Raw genomic sequence first — 15,930 nt, 5'->3', positions numbered from 1 at the left:
GACGTTTATTATAGCAGCTGATTCATGACGTACGATCAGTGGTAATCAGGAAAAAATATGATGTCCGGCTGTATGTCGGTGACCTTATCGATGACTTTGATGTAAAAGAAAAAGGTTTGTCACCGTTTGACCGGGCTTCCGTTGAGAAAACCAAAAACCTGTACGGAAGAAAATATTTCATTATTCCCAACCCGGTCAACAAAACCTGGATGAGACGATACTATTCACAGGTTGCAGGAAAAGATATTTGTCGGTTGAGTGAGCAGGAACGTTCTGACATTCGCAGAAGCCTGATAGAAGATTGGCCGGAAAAAGATCTATACAAATCGGCGCCGCGCCAGGAGACTGTCCGGGAATAGGCTGCCATTTTCCATTCGAAAGACCTGATCCATCTTTTCCAGGGCAGCCCTCTTGTGGGTGATCATAATGACAGTACTGTCTTTGAATTGACGCAAAACGGTTTCCAGCACAGCCTGTTCGCTGGATACATCCAGCCCCTCACCGGGCTCATCCATCACCAGTATCGGTGCCGGTTTCAGCAAAGCCCGGGCAATGGCCAAACGACGTTGCTCGCCGCCGGACAAGGCAATACCGCCCTGCCCCAACCAAAGATCCAGTAAATCGCCATCGCTTTGCCTGGCAGCAGCAAGCCCATTGAGACCTGAGTCTTTAACGACGGTTAATAGCTGCTCATCCGTTGCCACTGGTGCAGCCAACAACAGATTCTCCCTGAGCGTGGCACTGAACACATGGGTTTTTTGAGGAACAAACGTGATGGCCCGATAAAGCGCCTGTTCTGACAATTCCTGAATCAGCAGCCCATCCAGCGTAATACTGCCAACAGCAGGCTCCAGCCCACGGCTCAATAATTGGATCAGCGTTGATTTACCGCATCCGGTTTTACCGAGCAGGGCAACATGACTACCTGCAAGAATATGCAGCGATAGATTGTTGATTATTGGCAGGTTATTGGCATAGCTGTTATTAACATAGCTGTTATCAACATAGCGACAGGAGACCCCGGTAAACTGAATCTCACCCTTTAATGCTTCTCCCGCTGCCTGCTGCGGGAATACCACCACCGGTGAATGCACCACCTGGTGCAAGCGACTAGCCGCCTGTCGTGTATGACTGAAAAACTGAAAAGCAACGGGTAGTGGCATTAGCGCTTCAAAACTGGCCAGCATTCCAAACACCATCATGACCATAACCGGCCCACTGAACAGACCTGCACTCATCTCACCGCTAGCAATATACAAAACCAGTAATGCCGCCGCACCGGAGCCGAAAACGAACAGGGCGGAGCCGAACCCTTCTATCACGGCCATTCGGGACTGGTCAGCAACCAGTTTTTGTTCCGACTCAGCCATCCTGGCACGAGTATTGGCATCACTGCCGTAGATCTGCTGTTCAGCCATGCCCTGCAGATAATCCAACACCTCCTGACGCAACCGCGCCTGCCTGACACCCATTGACTCACCAGTCCTGAGGCCCAGGAGATAAAACAGCAGGGGCATGGCGATAATCCAGAGCATCATCACCAGCAACGCCACCCTGGCCACCGCAGCACTGAAACAGGCGATAAACAGGGAAAACAACAGGGCAACAACAACCGCAGACAATAATGGGCTGAACAGCCTCAGATAAAGCTGATCAAGAGCATCAATATCGGCCACCAGCCGATCGAGTAGCTCTCCTTTACGGTACTGTCCAAGCTGCTCTTGGGAAAGTGGTATCAGTTTATTGAAAAACCAGCTGCGCAGGCCCGACAACAGCCGAAAAGTGGCATCATGGCTCACCAGGCGCTCAGCATAGCGGGCAGCGGTACGGGCAATGGAAAAGCCCCGAACACCCGCCCCGGGGGTAAAGAAATTAAAGGTCTGGGCCGTGTTAAAGGTAAGCCCGGCGATGGCGGTGGCGGTAATGAACCAGCCGGACAGTGAGAGCAGGCTGAGACCGGCCAGCAGGGTCACAATGGCCAGCAAAATACCCAATGACAGCATACCCGAATGCTGACGGTACAATTTCAGAAAAGGCCACAGGTCATTCATCTTCCAGACTCCCGCTGTTCATGATGAACTGCTGATACAGAGCGCTTTCCCTGGCCAGCGTGGCGGGAGAACCGTCAGCCACCAGCCTCCCTTTTTCCAGCATGAGTATCTGATCCATGGTCTTGAGCTGGCTGATGCGATGGGTAATGGTGATGACCGTGCAATCATCCGCAAGGGCATTCAGGGCATCCAGCACCAGGCACTCACTGGCAGAGTCCAGACTGGCGGTCGGCTCATCCAGAATTAAAAACCGCACCGGCAGCACCAGGGCCCTTGCCAGGGCAACCCGCTGGGCCTGACCAACCGACAGGTTACCACCCTGCTCTTTCAGTAAACTGTCCAGGCCATTGGGCAGGTTGGTCAGAATATCCATACCCTGCGCCCTGGCCAGCGCGTCAAGGCACTGCTCTGGGGAAACTTCGCGCCCGAAGGCTATATTGTCATAAACGGAGCCATGGATAATCAATGGCTGCTGCCCCAACCAGGCAATGGCTATACGCCAGCTGTCGAGCCGGGTATCCGCCAGCGATTGCCCGGCTATCTTTATTTCACCCTGGTAGTTCCAGAAACCCATCAGCGTATTGATCAGCGTGGTTTTACCGGCACCGCTGCTACCAATAATACCGACCCGGGTTCCGGGTTCGATCCTGAACGACAGGTGATCCAGCAATAGCGGAAATTTACTTTCTGAAGCCTCTGCCGACGCTGGGCCAGCGGATCTTATGTTTGCCGAAACGGACAGCTCCCTGACCTCCAGGGTCAGCGGCCTTGCCTCTGGCAAAGACAACTTGCCACAGTGTGCCTCTGATTCTTTTTGGGATAATACGTCCAGAATCTCTTCCGCCGCACCAACCGCTTTGGCCTTGGCATGATAGTAGGTTCCCAGTTCCCGCAATGGCTGATAATACTCAGGTGCCAACAATAACAGAAATAGCCCGGTATAGAGCGTCACTTCACCGCCAAAGGTAATGTGACCCAGAAAACTCATCCCCAGAAACACCGCTACCAGGGCAATGGACACCGAGGCAAAAAACTCCAGCACCGTGGCAGACAAAAAAGCCAGCCGGAGAACCTCCATGGTTTTTATCCGAAAATCTTCACTGGCATTGGCCAATTGTGTCTGTGCAAAGCGTGTTCGCGCAAAGAGTTTCAGCGTTGCCAACCCTTGTAGCCGATCAAGAAAGAAGCCTCCCAAACGTGAGAGTGCCTGAAAGTTTTTCCGGTTAGCCTGTGCCGCTTTCATGCCAACCAGAAGCATAAAAACAGGAATCAGCGGTGCAGTTACCAGGAAAATAATGCCCACCACCCAACTTTGGGGGATAACAACCACCAGCATAATGGCCGGTACCATCACCGCCAAGGCCATCTGGGGCAGGTATTTGGCAATAAACTCCTGCAGTTCTTCCACCTGTTCAACAGCAATCGCCGACCAGCTACCCCCGGGCCGCTCAGCTATCACCGGGGGACCAAGACGACGTAATTTATCCAGCAGCAGTTTACGCACGTCTACCCGAACACAGGCACCTGCCCGGAAACCGCAAAACTCACGCCCCCAGGTACAAGCTCCACGAGCAACAACCAACATCAGAACCCGGAAAAAATCTTCCGTCAACATCGCCCGGGTAGCCCCCTCCATCACCAGCTGATGGATCATCACGGCCATGATCGAAGCCTGAACAATCAGCAAAACGCCATTGAGTAGACCAAGCCCCATGGAGGTCAGTAGCCATTGCCAGGCCGGCCTTATCTGCCTTAACAGCCAGAGATAGGCCTGCTTTTGTGTACTTTGACTCATCTTTTCAAGGTATGTCCCGGACTACTGACCACGTGCGGTGCATTGTACATAACTGGCCCGGTACTCACCACGAGCATACCGACTGGTTTTCAAGTACTTCCACCCCCTATAATTACGGGTCAAACTCATTTTGTGGTTCAGCTCTTATGAGTGTCCAAAAGGACAGCCGCTTCAGTCATTCAACCATTGGCCACCATGCTTCAGAATATTCGCATCATCCTGATCAATACCTTCCACCCCGGCAACATAGGCTCCGCTGCCCGGGCCATGAAAACCATGGGCCTGAGTGACCTCTGCCTGGTGACACCTGCACGCTTTCCCGCACCGGAGGCAGACGCCATGGCGGCCGGTGCCCTGGATGTGCTGGAGCAGGCCAGGGTATTTGACTCTCTGGATGAAACCATTGCCGATTGCTCCCTGGTTATTGGCACCAGTGCCAGAATACGCTCCCATTCGTTTTCACGCCCGATGCTGGGAGCGCAAGCATGCGCTGAGCAACTGCTCTGTGAATCTCGCCAATCGACCGTTGCCCTGGTATTTGGTCAGGAAACCATGGGCCTTACCAACAGCGAACTGGAAAAGTGCCACTTCCATACCAGTATTGATGCTAACCCCGAGTATCCGGTACTCAATGTTGCCCATGCCATTCAGATTCTCTGTTATGAAATCTTCAAGGCATCACTGAACAAGCTGAAAAAAGAGAACCACTGGCACGATGAAAAACCCGACCATGAATACCCTCTGAATAAGGAGCTGGAAAATTTCTATGAGCACCTGGAAACCACACTGACCGATATCGACTTTATTATTCAACAGCACCCGGGACTGGTCATGACCCGGCTTCGTCGCTTGTTCAACCGTGCCCGCCCTGAAGCCAAAGAGTTGAATATGTTGCGGGGCATACTGAGAGCCGCCCAGAAAGCATCCGGAAAAAACAGCAATACAAAGCGAAGCCGCAGTTAAAGTTTGCACTGCTGCCAGTAGCTCTCCATCTCTTCCAGCGTCAGCTGTTCAAACGGTTCCCCATGTGCTGTGGCAAGGGCTTCCATTTTCCGGAACCGATCATCAAATTTATGGCAGGCTTGGCGCAATGCCATATCGGCATCAACACCAAGGTGCCGGGCAAGATTGACACAAGCAAATAACAGGTCACCCACCTCGTCGGAAATCCGCTCCTGGCTTTCACTTCTGGCGACACGGATTTCATCCAGCTCTTCATGAATCTTGTCAAACACAGGCTCCGGTTCCGGCCAGTCGAAACCCACTGTGGCCGCTGCCGCCTGAATTTTTTCGGCACGCTGCAAGGTTGGCAACATGGTCGGCAAATCAGGCATGGCTGAGTGACGCTTGTTGGGTCCTTGCTGTTTTTTTTCTTCGGCCTTTATTTCCTGCCATTTCTGTTTGACCTGTTCTGTTGTCAGCGGCTGCCGGGAAGCAAACGACTCCAGGCTACCATCCGGAAAGACATGGGGATGCCGACGCAGTAGCTTCATCAATAGCCCTTCACTGATGTCGGCAAAGTCAAAATAGCCGATCTCACTGGCCATCTGGGCATGAAAAATCACCTGAAACAACAGGTCACCGAGTTCTTCTTTCAAGTTGTCGTAATCTTCCCGCTCAATGGCTTGGGCGACTTCGCAGGCCTCTTCCAACGTGTAGGGGGCAATGGTGGCAAAGGTCTGTTTCAGATCCCATGGACAACCATGTTCTCTATCTCTGAGTCTGGCCATCAAAGTAATCAGATCATCAATGGAGTGTGACAAACCTCGCTCCTGCTGGTGAAAGTATTAATAGGGACAGTATTCCCACGTCAGGCGATGGTGTTGCCAAAGGTACAAAAGCCTTGAACCACAAAGACACAAAGACACAAAGACACAAAGACACAAAGACACAAAGGAAAATTTTATTAATTTACCGGGCGTAGCCCGGTCAAGCCCCAAATGCCCATGGCGCGTGAAAATATTTTGCACCACCCTCAGGGATGAAAAATGGTTGAGCAAAATATTTTTCACGGCAAAAAACTTTGTGTCTTTGTGCCTTTGTGGTTCCCATCTTTTTAAAGCTTTTTGCAACATCATCGTCTAATCGATAGCACAACTTAACTCATGTTACGATGACGAACCGCATCGATAACATTGGGCAACTGACTTACCCTGGCAAGAATGCGTCCCAGGCTCTCAAGGCTGGGAACTTCCATGGTCAGCAGCATGCTGGCCAAATGCTCTTCCTTGCTGGTACGGGTCTGCATAGATAGAACATTCACCTTGTCGTTAGCCAATACCATGGTAATGTCTCTTAACAAGCCCGGGCGGTCATAAGCCGTTATGATAACATCCACCGGATAACTGTAGTCCGGTTGGGTACCCCAGTTAACTTCGATCAGACGCTCCGGCTCACGACTACGCATAGAGAGCGCAGTGTTACAGTCTTCACGGTGAATCGTTACGCCACGGCCGACGGTGATATAACCGATGATCGGATCCCCCGGCACCGGCTGGCAGCAACCCGCCATCTGAGTCAGCAGATTACCGACACCGTCAATAGTAATGGTGCTGTCCGATATCCGTTCCTGTTGTGGTTTGGTGCGAATTTCAAAGGTTTTTTCTTCTTCTGGCACAACCTGCTTCTGCGCCAGCAAAACCACATGGCGAAGTTTTATGTCACCGGCACCGATACCGGCAAACATATCATCCGGTGACAGGCAGTTCACCGACCGGGCAAGTTCAGCGTAATTAACACCCTGCAACGCCTGACGTTTAATCTCCAGTTCCAGCAGGCTCTGACCATCTGCGATATTGGCGTCCCGATCCTGCTTTTTGAACCAGCTGGTAATCTTGGCCCGGGCGCGACTGGTGTGGACATAGCCAAGGTCAGGGTTCAGCCAGTCCCGGCTGGGATGGGCACTGGGGGCAGTAAGAATTTCCACCTGATCACCAGTTTTGAGTTTATGGGTTAACGGTACAATACGACCGGCAACTTTTGCCCCTCTGCAGCGACTGCCCACTTCTGAGTGAATCCGGTAGGCAAAATCGATCGGGGTAGCGCCCACTGACAGATCAACAACATGCCCATCTTTAGTAAACACATAGATTCGGTCTGGCTCTACGTCCGCACGCCATTGGCCACCCAACTCACCCAAGTCGCCAAGGTCTTCATGCCACTCCATAACCTGACGCAACCAGGAAATTTTTTCCTCGTAGCTGTCACTGCGGTTATTTACGTCGGTGCCCTTGTACTTCCAGTGGGCGCAAACCCCAAGCTCGGCTTCCTCATGCATGTCATGGGTACGTATCTGAACTTCAAGGGTTTTGCCTTCAGGGCCAAACACCGCCGTATGCAGGGAGCGGTAGCCATTCTCTTTCGGGGTGGCAATGTAATCATCAAACTCTTTGGGAATATGATTCCAGAGCGAGTGCACCACCCCCAGAGCCGCATAACAGTCGCGAACTTCATGGGTGAGAATACGAACCGCGCGAATATCGTAGAGATCACGAAAATCGATGTTTTTCTGTCTCATCTTCCGCCAGATACTGTAGATATGCTTCACCCGGCCATTAACATCACTCTCAATCATTGCATCGGACAGTGATGCTTTCAGGGTATCGGCCACATCGGTAATGTATTTCTGGCGATCCAGTCGTTTGCCATCCAGTAGCCTGGCAATCTTCTTATAGTCATGGGGCTTCAGGTATCGGAAGGAGAGGTCTTCAAGCTCCCACTTGATATAACCAATACCGAGCCGGTGAGCCAGCGGCGCATAAATTTCAAATACCTCCCTGGCAACACGCTGCCGCTTCTCCTTGGTGGCATGCTGAACCGCCCGGATGGCGCAGGTTCGCTCAGCCAGTTTGATCAGGGCAACACGGACATCGTCAATAATGGAAACCAGCATCTTGCGAACTTTTTCCAGCTGGTCCTGTCGATGATCGAGCACCTGCTTTCTGGGGTTCTGGATATTACTGATGGCCGCCATGCCCTGAACATCCTTGATCAGACCGGCAACCACCTTGCCAAAATTCTCTTCAACCTGATCAAGGGACAATTTGGTTTCACGGACAGCCCGATAGAGGACAGCAGCCACCAGGGTATCCATATCCAGTTTCAGCTCAGCAAGGATCTCTGCCATGTCCAGACCGGTTCGAAAACACCCTTTTCCGGTAGGCCAGGCGGTTTCTTCAACATCGAGAGAGCGTTGCAATGCCAGCAGCTCAGCCTGTCGGGCCAGTTCGCAGGCTTCCCTCAGGCTATCAGTATCACCTACGCCATAACGTTCCTGCAGGCGGTTCAGCCAAGCGCCCAGGTCGACACTGCCGTCGAAGAGTTGGGGCTGATCCTCTCTGACCTTGACCATCTATTCCATTCCGTCTGTTTCTGTACAAATGATGCCCTGTCACCGGTACTTAAAGCCCCGAGAGACTGTCCGTGAATAGACTACTACCCAAAAGCAGCCATTAACAGGCGGCTTGCCAATAAATTACCAAACCCGTCAAAGCATCGCCTAATCGAGCCGGGGCGCGCAGGCGGTATGTAAAGTCTGCGAAGATCGTGTGAGACTTGGGGAGCATGGAGCCAGGCGCCCCCGTCTGCGTGACCCGGGTCAGGAAGCTGTCCGAGAAGTTCCCTGAGCAATGAACTGTGAAGCAGAGTCGTTCTTGAGCAATCAAGAACGGCTCCTCGTCCTTTTATGTGGATTTCACCAGGAAACATCAGCGATAGTTCGAGCTGTTTTTACCTCAACAGAACTCAACAGAAGTAGTCTCTTCTCATGGATGGAAAACAGGTATTTATACTCGGTCTTGGCTTGCAATCTCCCCGGAAGCTGGTTGGTCAAAACTTGGATACCTTAACCAAACCCAGTGTACTTACACTCAACGTAGCTGCTGACCGCGGCAGCTTGTACCTATGTGCCTGTTGCGGCAAGCCCTGCCCGGCTCACGACTTCAAGGCATTGACCTGGCGGCACCTTATCTTCTTCCAGCACCACTGCTTTATCACTGCTCAGGCTCCAAGAACCAAGTGTGAAAAACATGGCGTTCATCGCATAAATGTCCCCTGGGCCAGAGGGGGCAGCAAGTTTACCCTTTTGTTTGAACAGGCGTTATTAATGTTGGCCAGGGAAATGCCAGTTAAAGCCTGTGCTGAGTACGTTGGCGTCAGGGTTAAACGCATCTGGCGGGTTATCCAGCACTATATCGGCAGGGTCGGCAGGGCTTTACTGCAGATGGATCTGTCAGAGCTGAAAGTCATCGGGCTGGATGAGACGGCTTCCAAACGGGGGCATAATTATGTCACCGTATTCATTGATATGGACCGATCTGACAAGCCAGTGGTGTTTACCACACCGGGCAAGGAGACGGTCAAGCAATTCAAGACATTTCTTGAAGGGCACGAGGGTAAGGCAGAGAACATTCTGGAGGTAGTCTGTGACATGTCTCCCGCTTTTCTGGCCGCAGCCAAAGAAGAACTGACAGAAGCCAATGTGACGATTGACTGGTTTCATGTTGTACAACTGTTTACCAAGGCATTAGACGACGTTCGTAAAGCTGAGTGCAAGTTGCGGCACATGCCGAAAGAGCTTCGCTGGGCGATATTAAAAAATGCAGACGGCCCCTTGACCGAAAAGCAAATAGCGGCACTGGCCGAACTGGAAACCAGTGACTTACATACGGCAACAGCATGGTATATCAAGGAAAAGCTACGCTGGATTCGCAAGGCTGAAACCAGTAATGCGGCTCGCTGGCGCCTATCCAACTTCATCAATTACGCCAGGAATAAGCTGGGCTACGTAGATATTCTTGAACCTGTGCGTGTAAAGCTCTGGAAACCGTGGAGCGCCACGCAGAAAAGATATTGGAACGCTGGAATTCAACCTACACAAATGCTCGCATGGAAGGATTGAACAGCCTGTTTCAGGCAGCAAGAGCAAGGGCGAAAGGCTATAGAAATACAGGGACATTTATCACGATGATTTTCCTGATTGCCAGCCCTGTTACTGACATCCTCAAATCCATATGAAATGACGAGGAGCCATTCTCGGACAGCCTCCTAGCTGGCAATATTCGTGTACGAACAAAAACTTGCCAAGGCAGCGTAAAAAAATATAGAGAAAAACTTGCTGTATCACTATAACGCCACTCGTATAACAATGAGTGGCATTTATGCCAAAGAGAGCTTTTATTGCGAGCAAAACAGCATATCAATTATCGGAAAGTGCCGCCTTCGGTGTTTCAGAATTTTCATAAATCAACAACGGCTCAGAGTCACCATTAATAACCGAGGCATCAATCACCACCTTGGAAATGCTCTGATCGGAAGGAATTTCATACATTGAGTCAAGTAATACCGCCTCAAGTATCGAGCGCAGGCCTCGAGCACCGGTTTTACGCTCCATGGCTTTTTTTGCAACAGCACACAATGCATCCTGACGAAAATCGACTTCCACCTCTTCCATATCGAATAGCTTGCTGTACTGCTTGGTCAGCGCATTCTTAGGCTCAACGAGGATACGCACCAGCGCCTCTTCATCGAGTTCTTCAAGGGTTGCAATGACCGGCAGACGGCCAACAAACTCAGGGATAAGTCCGAATTTCACCAGATCTTCCGGCTCAACCTCTTTAAATGTTTCACCCAGGTCCTTTTTGTCATCCTTGCTGTTGACTTGCGCAGAGAAGCCAATACCAGACTTGTCGGTTCGACCACGAATCACTTTATCCAAACCGGCAAAAGCACCGCCACAGATAAAGAGAATATTGGAGGTATCAACCTGCAGGAACTCTTGCTGGGGATGTTTGCGCCCACCCTGGGGTGGAACCGATGCAACCGTACCCTCAATCAGCTTGAGCAGAGCCTGCTGAACACCCTCACCGGAAACATCGCGGGTTATTGACGGGTTGTCAGACTTCCGGGAAATCTTGTCAATTTCATCAATGTAGACAATACCCATCTGAGCCTTTTCTACATCGTAATCGCACTTCTGCAGCAATTTCTGAATGATATTTTCAACGTCTTCACCAACATAACCTGCTTCCGTAAGGGTTGTGGCGTCAGCAATAGTGAATGGTACGTTGAGCATGCGTGCCAGCGTTTCGGCAAGCAGCGTCTTACCACTTCCTGTAGGACCAATCAGCAGGATATTACTTTTACCCAGCTCGACTTCATCTTTCTTCTTGCTACCTTTGGCATCGCCAAAGCTCAGACGCTTGTAGTGATTGTATACTGCTACAGATAAAACTTTCTTGGCCCGGGGCTGACCAATTACGTACTCGTCGAGAGTTTCCTTGATCTCTCGAGGGATTGGCAGCTTATCTGAAGACACTTCGCCACTGCTGTCCTGAATTTCTTCACGGATGATATCGTTGCATAGATCAACGCATTCATCACATATGAATACGGAAGGGCCGGCAATCAGCTTGCGCACTTCATGCTGACTCTTTCCGCAGAAAGAGCAGTACAACAACTTACTACTGTCTTCACCCTTACCGCTTATTTCGTCGGTCATTCGATTACCCTGTTATACGGACAATGCCTGCCCTGCACTCACCAGTGAAAATAGATTACTAAAACAGACCTGCCAGTCAAACGGATCAAGACCTATTTCATGATTCACTATTACATGCCTTATGAAATGCAGGTATCGATGCATGTTTTCAAGTGCTTGATCTGCGTGATACCAGAATTCATGCCCTGACCATCCGGGACCATGCATGATTCTGGCAAACTATTCTGACAGAGTTCCCCCTATCAAGAGAACCCATCCAGTGGGTTAGTGTTCAACGACTTTGGATAAAAATCAACCTGCTGGCATCATAAATATTGAAAATAGCATACTGCACAGAGACTATTTTCGTGAATTACAGAACGTCCCACTTGGGACCACATAAAAGAGCCATCAACTCATTTAAGGACCCAAGGCTCATGACAGGCCATTCAGCTTACTTTTTGTCTTTATTTTCGTCTTCACCACGACGATTCATGACCTGATCAATCAGGCCATACTCAACCGCCTCATCACCATTCATAAAATTATCGCGATCAGTATCACGCTCAATGACTTCAAGAGGCTGACCAGTATGATGAGCCAGAACGTGGTTCAGCTTACTGCGGATGCTCAGAATCTCACGGGCATGAATTTCAATATCTGAGGCTTGTCCCTGGAATCCTCCAAGCGGCTGGTGAATCATTACCCTGGAGTGCGGCAGACAATATCGTTTACCATTAGCACCACCAGCCAGTAACAGAGCCCCCATGCTCGCCGCCTGACCAATACACATGGTGGAAACATCAGGCTTGATAAATTGCATGGTGTCATAAATAGACATCCCGGCTGTTACCGACCCACCCGGTGAGTTGATATACAGGTGAATATCCTTGTCCGGATTTTCTGATTCAAGGAACAGCAGCTGAGCAACCACAAGATTTGCCATATGATCTTCAACCTGGCCCACCAGGAAGATCACTCGCTCTTTGAGGAGGCGAGAATAAATATCGTAAGAGCGCTCACCTCTGGCTGATTGTTCAACAACAATAGGTACCAGTCCTGAGTTAGTGATCGCAACGGCATGCGGGTCTGTCAGATTGGACATATCCTGTCTTAACTCCTTGCCAAGTCGAAGAAAAGCGACTGCTCTGCCAGTCTTGTAAACTGATAGGGTAGACGCTTGTATACCAGATTAAAACGACCAGAATCGATAAAACCTTAGCTGCATGTCATGGGGATCGGTAAATCATTCACCCATTCCCGACGTTCTACATACAACGCTTTTCTACAAGCGAATTCAGGAAGTCTCTCCCTGCTCTGCCTCTTCAGTTTCAGCTGCACGCTCGGCAGGCCTGATGGCCTCCTGATAGCTGCATATTTGTTCTGAAACCTGAGCAGCTTCCAGAATAGCATCCACCACCTGCTCTTCCAGAACAACATACTTGATCTGAGACAGCTGTTCATCGTTGCTGTAGTACCAGTCGATAACCTGCTGCGGCTCCAGGTAAGCGGAAGCCATTTCCTCAATCATGGCACGCACACGCTCATCATCAACATTGATATCACGCTGCTTAACCACCTCACCAATCAACAGCCCCAGCGCAACACGCTTGTTGGCATCGGCTTCAAAGAGTTCTGCAGGCAACTTCCTGGGATCAAAACCACCTTTCATGCCGCCAAACTGCTTTACTGCCTGTTCACGCATACGGTCGATTTCCTGAGAGGTCAGAGCAGCAGGCACTGCCACTTCATGAATCTTCAACAGTCCATCCATTACCTGATTCTTGACTTTATTCTTAACAGCCTGACGCAGTTCACGCTCCATATTTTTGGCAACTTCCGTACGGAAAACTTCCAGACCACCTTCGCTTACACCAAAGCGAGCAAAAAACTCATCATTCAGTGCAGGCAGTTCTGGCGCAGCAACCTTGTGAACCTTGCAGACAAACTCAACAGACTGGCCTGCCAGATCTTTCGCCTGATAATCTTCAGGAAAAGTCAGGGACAATAACCTCTCTTCGCCGGCAGAGACACCCACCAGGCCATCTTCAAAGCCGGGAATCATTCTGCCAGAACCCAGCTCCAGAGTGGAGTTCTCTTCGCTGCCACCTTCGAAAGATTCACCGTCTTTAGTGCCATCATAGTCAAAGGTAATGCGGTCACCCGTTTCTGCAGCACGATCAACGTCAGCAAACGTTATGCTCTGTTTGCGCAGGGTTTCGATCATTTCGTCAACATCAGACTCCTGAACATCAGCAACCGGGCGCTCAACGGTAATACTGCTGAAATCATTCAGCTCAATTTCAGGGTAGATTTCAAACGTGGCAACAAAAGTGAATCCTTCGTCATTATCAGACAGGGTTTCAACAGATGGCGCACCGGCAGGATTCAGATTCTGTTCCTGAATGGACTCTATAAAGGAAGACTGCATCATCTCACCGAGCACTTCCTGCCTGACACCCTCACCGTAACGACGCTTGATCACTTTCATTGGAACCTTGCCGGGACGGAAACCATCCAGACGAACACGTCGGGAAAGGTCCTGCAAACGCTTCTTCACTTCATTATCAATATCAGCAAATGGGATAGTGATGGTCAGCTTGCGTTCGATACCCGAAGTCGATTCAAGGGAGATTTGCATTTTTGTTCCTCAACACCAAAACCTGTGTAAACAATGAGCCAAAGGGAAAATAGACTAGCAAATGTACCCGGAAAATGCACAAACACGTTCTGTCATATCGCATCCGTGCAAGACAAAGGAACACTTTCAAGACATTCCAACTTCCTGCAGGATTTGCTCCACTCTCACTTCTCAACAGTAAAAACCAATGAATAGAGCAAACTTTGCATGAAAAGCGTATTTTATAAGACCCAAGACACAGCAGCCCTGACTCAACCTTTCATATCGGCAATATTCATACACGTTTTTCCAAGGACAAGGACCAGGAGGCTGTTCGAGAATAGACTGCCCTTCGCGGCAACTGCTCCTGCGTTGCTCTAGCTCCTGCATCCATGCAGTCGTTCGATGGCAGCAAATGGGTCTAAAAATTCCGTTTTTTTTCGGCAAATAGCATCACTGCTCACCTCACAAAACGAAATTTTTTATCCTCAATTTTCTGCCATCCTCGCTATGGTGACGCCCAGTCGGGCTCTATTCTCGGAAGGCCTCCTGGTGGGTCCATACCCCCATCAGGGCAGCTTCTTTGGATGAAACATACAAAAACGGGGATAAGTAAGCTTATCCCCGTTAATGACTGGTGCGGAAGGAGAGACTCGAACTCTCACGCCTTGAGGCACTGGAACCTAAATCCAGCGTGTCTACCAATTTCACCACTTCCGCTCACAGTGCTTCCACTAAACAGATAAAACACTGTATTTTTCAGGCCACTTGGAACGCCAGAACAGCCATTGCATTGGGGTGGGCGAAGGGGCTCGAACCCTCGACCGCCGGAATCACAATCCGGAACTCTACCAACTGAGCTACGCCCACCAACAATCACCCGAAAGACTATTCAATTTAAGCAAAAGTATCAAGCTTTAAACGGGATAAACAGGAACCTGAAAGTGGGACGCACGGTAAAAATCGAACCTGCAAGCAACTTTTCAAAAACATTCCAGTGAGTTATATTTCCGGGCAGACAACTATAAGAGGGATTATTAAATCCTGTCAAGACTTCGAATACCGATGATATGCAAAATAGGCTAATTTGACTCCCGCTGGCGGCGATTTTTGCCGAATTCATAGATGCTGTCAACCGCATTTTTTGTTGGATTTTTCGCCGGTTCAGATAGAGGATCGCAGTATCAATATTATCATGATCAGCCAATTCCTGAACAGCATTGGGATTAAAGCCCGACAACAAAAGTTCAACAATAATTGCCAGCCTCATTCCCAAATGGTAACTATTCAGCACCTCTCACTTAAATCTGGAATTTTCTGATTTTTATACCATCCTTTTAACCAATATTTTTTCCCAACTTTCACCAACATGGTTCCACAGCCACCTGCAACTTTATCGACTGAAGTCCTCTTGAAAGAGAATGCGCAGCAGCGCATAGCATAAGAGTTGCCTGCCTGGAAGAACGATGTAGAGAATTGGAAGAATAAGGTTGGCAATAATAATCACAACAGCTGTAAACAACCATCGTCTGATGGTTATCAAAAAACTTGCAAAAGGGGTGACTCAACTGGCCACCCCACTGATGAAGGTGCTGATAAATCAAAAAATGACAAACCCAATCCAAAAAGTCTGAGATAGTCTTCTGGTAATAAAGCTGGTGGACAGAAAGGGCATCAGGGTGCTTGGCTCAAGCAGGTCATTTCCCTGACTATATTGAATCCCTTCAAGTTAAAAAATGTCATAAATGTCAGGCTTATCTTCTTGATATTGAGCCAGTCAAGTCTATGGAACGACAGGTGTTTGAACCAGGAAAACTGGGTGAATCCAGACCGGTCAGTCGCAGGTCAGCCAAGTCAAGCTGTGTGAGTTGAGGCGACAACTATGTTGACAAACACCGCCTTGGAGGACACTGCAGCTACCGGTGCCGATGTAACCGGCATGCGGGCTGAAGGCTCTCTTTCGGGCTGAAGGCTCTCTTTCGGGCTG

10 protein-coding genes, 2 tRNA genes and 1 pseudogene are annotated in these 15,930 nt (G+C 49.8%); 3 read left to right on the top strand and 10 right to left on the bottom strand.

Going from position 1 to position 15,930, the window contains the following annotated elements; genetic code table 11:
- Positions 1-38 precede the first annotated feature (38 nt).
- A complete protein-coding gene (locus KDK14_RS03630; RefSeq protein WP_257263656.1) occupies positions 39-359 on the top strand; it encodes a hypothetical protein in 321 nt (106 codons plus the stop codon).
- Here the strand turns inward: KDK14_RS03630 and cydC are convergent.
- Positions 318-2,051 (bottom strand): cysteine/glutathione ABC transporter ATP-binding protein/permease CydC, encoded by a 1,734-nt coding sequence (cydC, locus tag KDK14_RS03625; protein ID WP_257263655.1) that lies wholly within the window; start codon positions 2,049-2,051, stop codon positions 318-320. The genes KDK14_RS03630 and cydC overlap by 42 nt on opposite strands.
- On the bottom strand, positions 2,044-3,846 hold the full coding sequence (cydD, locus tag KDK14_RS03620; RefSeq protein WP_257263654.1) for a cysteine/glutathione ABC transporter permease/ATP-binding protein CydD: 1,803 nt from the start codon (positions 3,844-3,846) through the stop codon (positions 2,044-2,046). The genes cydC and cydD overlap by 8 nt, the downstream gene beginning before the upstream one ends.
- A gap of 150 nt (positions 3,847-3,996) precedes the next feature.
- Here cydD and trmJ point away from each other — a divergent pair, with 150 nt between their 5' ends.
- Positions 3,997-4,809, top strand: a complete 813-nt coding sequence (gene trmJ, locus KDK14_RS03615) for a tRNA (cytosine(32)/uridine(32)-2'-O)-methyltransferase TrmJ (RefSeq protein WP_373691026.1) — start codon at positions 3,997-3,999, stop codon at positions 4,807-4,809.
- On the opposite strand, the gene mazG is transcribed toward trmJ, so the two are convergent.
- Both mazG and relA read right to left on the bottom strand, forming a co-directional pair.
- A complete protein-coding gene (gene mazG, locus KDK14_RS03610; protein ID WP_257263653.1) occupies positions 4,806-5,609 on the bottom strand; it encodes a nucleoside triphosphate pyrophosphohydrolase in 804 nt (267 codons plus the stop codon). The genes trmJ and mazG overlap by 4 nt on opposite strands.
- Before the next feature lie 335 nt (positions 5,610-5,944).
- Positions 5,945-8,197, bottom strand: coding sequence for a GTP diphosphokinase (gene relA / locus KDK14_RS03605; RefSeq protein ID WP_257263652.1), 2,253 nt, complete (start codon positions 8,195-8,197; stop codon positions 5,945-5,947).
- Positions 8,198-8,611: 414 nt separating this feature from the next.
- Here relA and KDK14_RS03600 point away from each other — a divergent pair.
- A pseudogene (locus KDK14_RS03600) lies at positions 8,612-9,861 on the top strand (ISL3 family transposase).
- A gap of 181 nt (positions 9,862-10,042) precedes the next feature.
- Here the strand turns inward: KDK14_RS03600 and clpX are convergent.
- From clpX to KDK14_RS03570, 6 genes are all read right to left on the bottom strand, one after another.
- Positions 10,043-11,344, bottom strand: coding sequence for an ATP-dependent Clp protease ATP-binding subunit ClpX (gene clpX, locus KDK14_RS03595; RefSeq protein WP_257263651.1), 1,302 nt, complete (start codon positions 11,342-11,344; stop codon positions 10,043-10,045).
- 433 nt (positions 11,345-11,777) lie between these two features.
- Positions 11,778-12,428 carry an ATP-dependent Clp endopeptidase proteolytic subunit ClpP gene (gene clpP, locus KDK14_RS03590; RefSeq protein WP_257263650.1) on the bottom strand — a complete coding sequence of 217 codons (651 nt, stop codon included), beginning with the start codon at positions 12,426-12,428 and terminating at the stop codon, positions 11,778-11,780.
- A gap of 192 nt (positions 12,429-12,620) precedes the next feature.
- Positions 12,621-13,964, bottom strand: coding sequence for a trigger factor (gene tig, locus KDK14_RS03585; RefSeq protein ID WP_257263649.1), 1,344 nt, complete (start codon positions 13,962-13,964; stop codon positions 12,621-12,623).
- Positions 13,965-14,578: 614 nt separating this feature from the next.
- Positions 14,579-14,663 (bottom strand) — tRNA-Leu (locus KDK14_RS03580).
- Positions 14,664-14,737: 74 nt separating this feature from the next.
- A tRNA-His gene (locus KDK14_RS03575) sits at positions 14,738-14,813 on the bottom strand.
- 40 nt (positions 14,814-14,853) lie between these two features.
- Complete coding sequence (locus KDK14_RS03570) at positions 14,854-15,237, bottom strand: hypothetical protein (protein ID WP_257263648.1); 384 nt, start codon at positions 15,235-15,237, stop codon at positions 14,854-14,856.
- Between the last annotated feature and the right edge of the window lie 693 nt (positions 15,238-15,930).

The sequence above is a fragment of the Endozoicomonas sp. ONNA2 genome (genome assembly GCF_024606365.1).
Lineage (GTDB): Bacteria > Pseudomonadota > Gammaproteobacteria > Pseudomonadales > Endozoicomonadaceae > Endozoicomonas.
Note: the sequence above shows the minus strand (reverse complement) of the source record. Positions and strands in the feature narration are given on the sequence as shown.

Coding starts and splice junctions, on each gene's coding strand:
- cydC (WP_257263655.1), bottom strand. CDS start 2,051: ATGAATGACCTGTGGCCTTTTCTGAAATTGTACCGTCAGCATTCGGGT.
- clpP (WP_257263650.1), bottom strand. CDS start 12,428: ATGTCCAATCTGACAGACCCGCATGCCGTTGCGATCACTAACTCAGGA.
- relA (WP_257263652.1), bottom strand. CDS start 8,197: ATGGTCAAGGTCAGAGAGGATCAGCCCCAACTCTTCGACGGCAGTGTC.
- cydD (WP_257263654.1), bottom strand. CDS start 3,846: ATGAGTCAAAGTACACAAAAGCAGGCCTATCTCTGGCTGTTAAGGCAG.
- tig (WP_257263649.1), bottom strand. CDS start 13,964: ATGCAAATCTCCCTTGAATCGACTTCGGGTATCGAACGCAAGCTGACC.
- clpX (WP_257263651.1), bottom strand. CDS start 11,344: ATGACCGACGAAATAAGCGGTAAGGGTGAAGACAGTAGTAAGTTGTTG.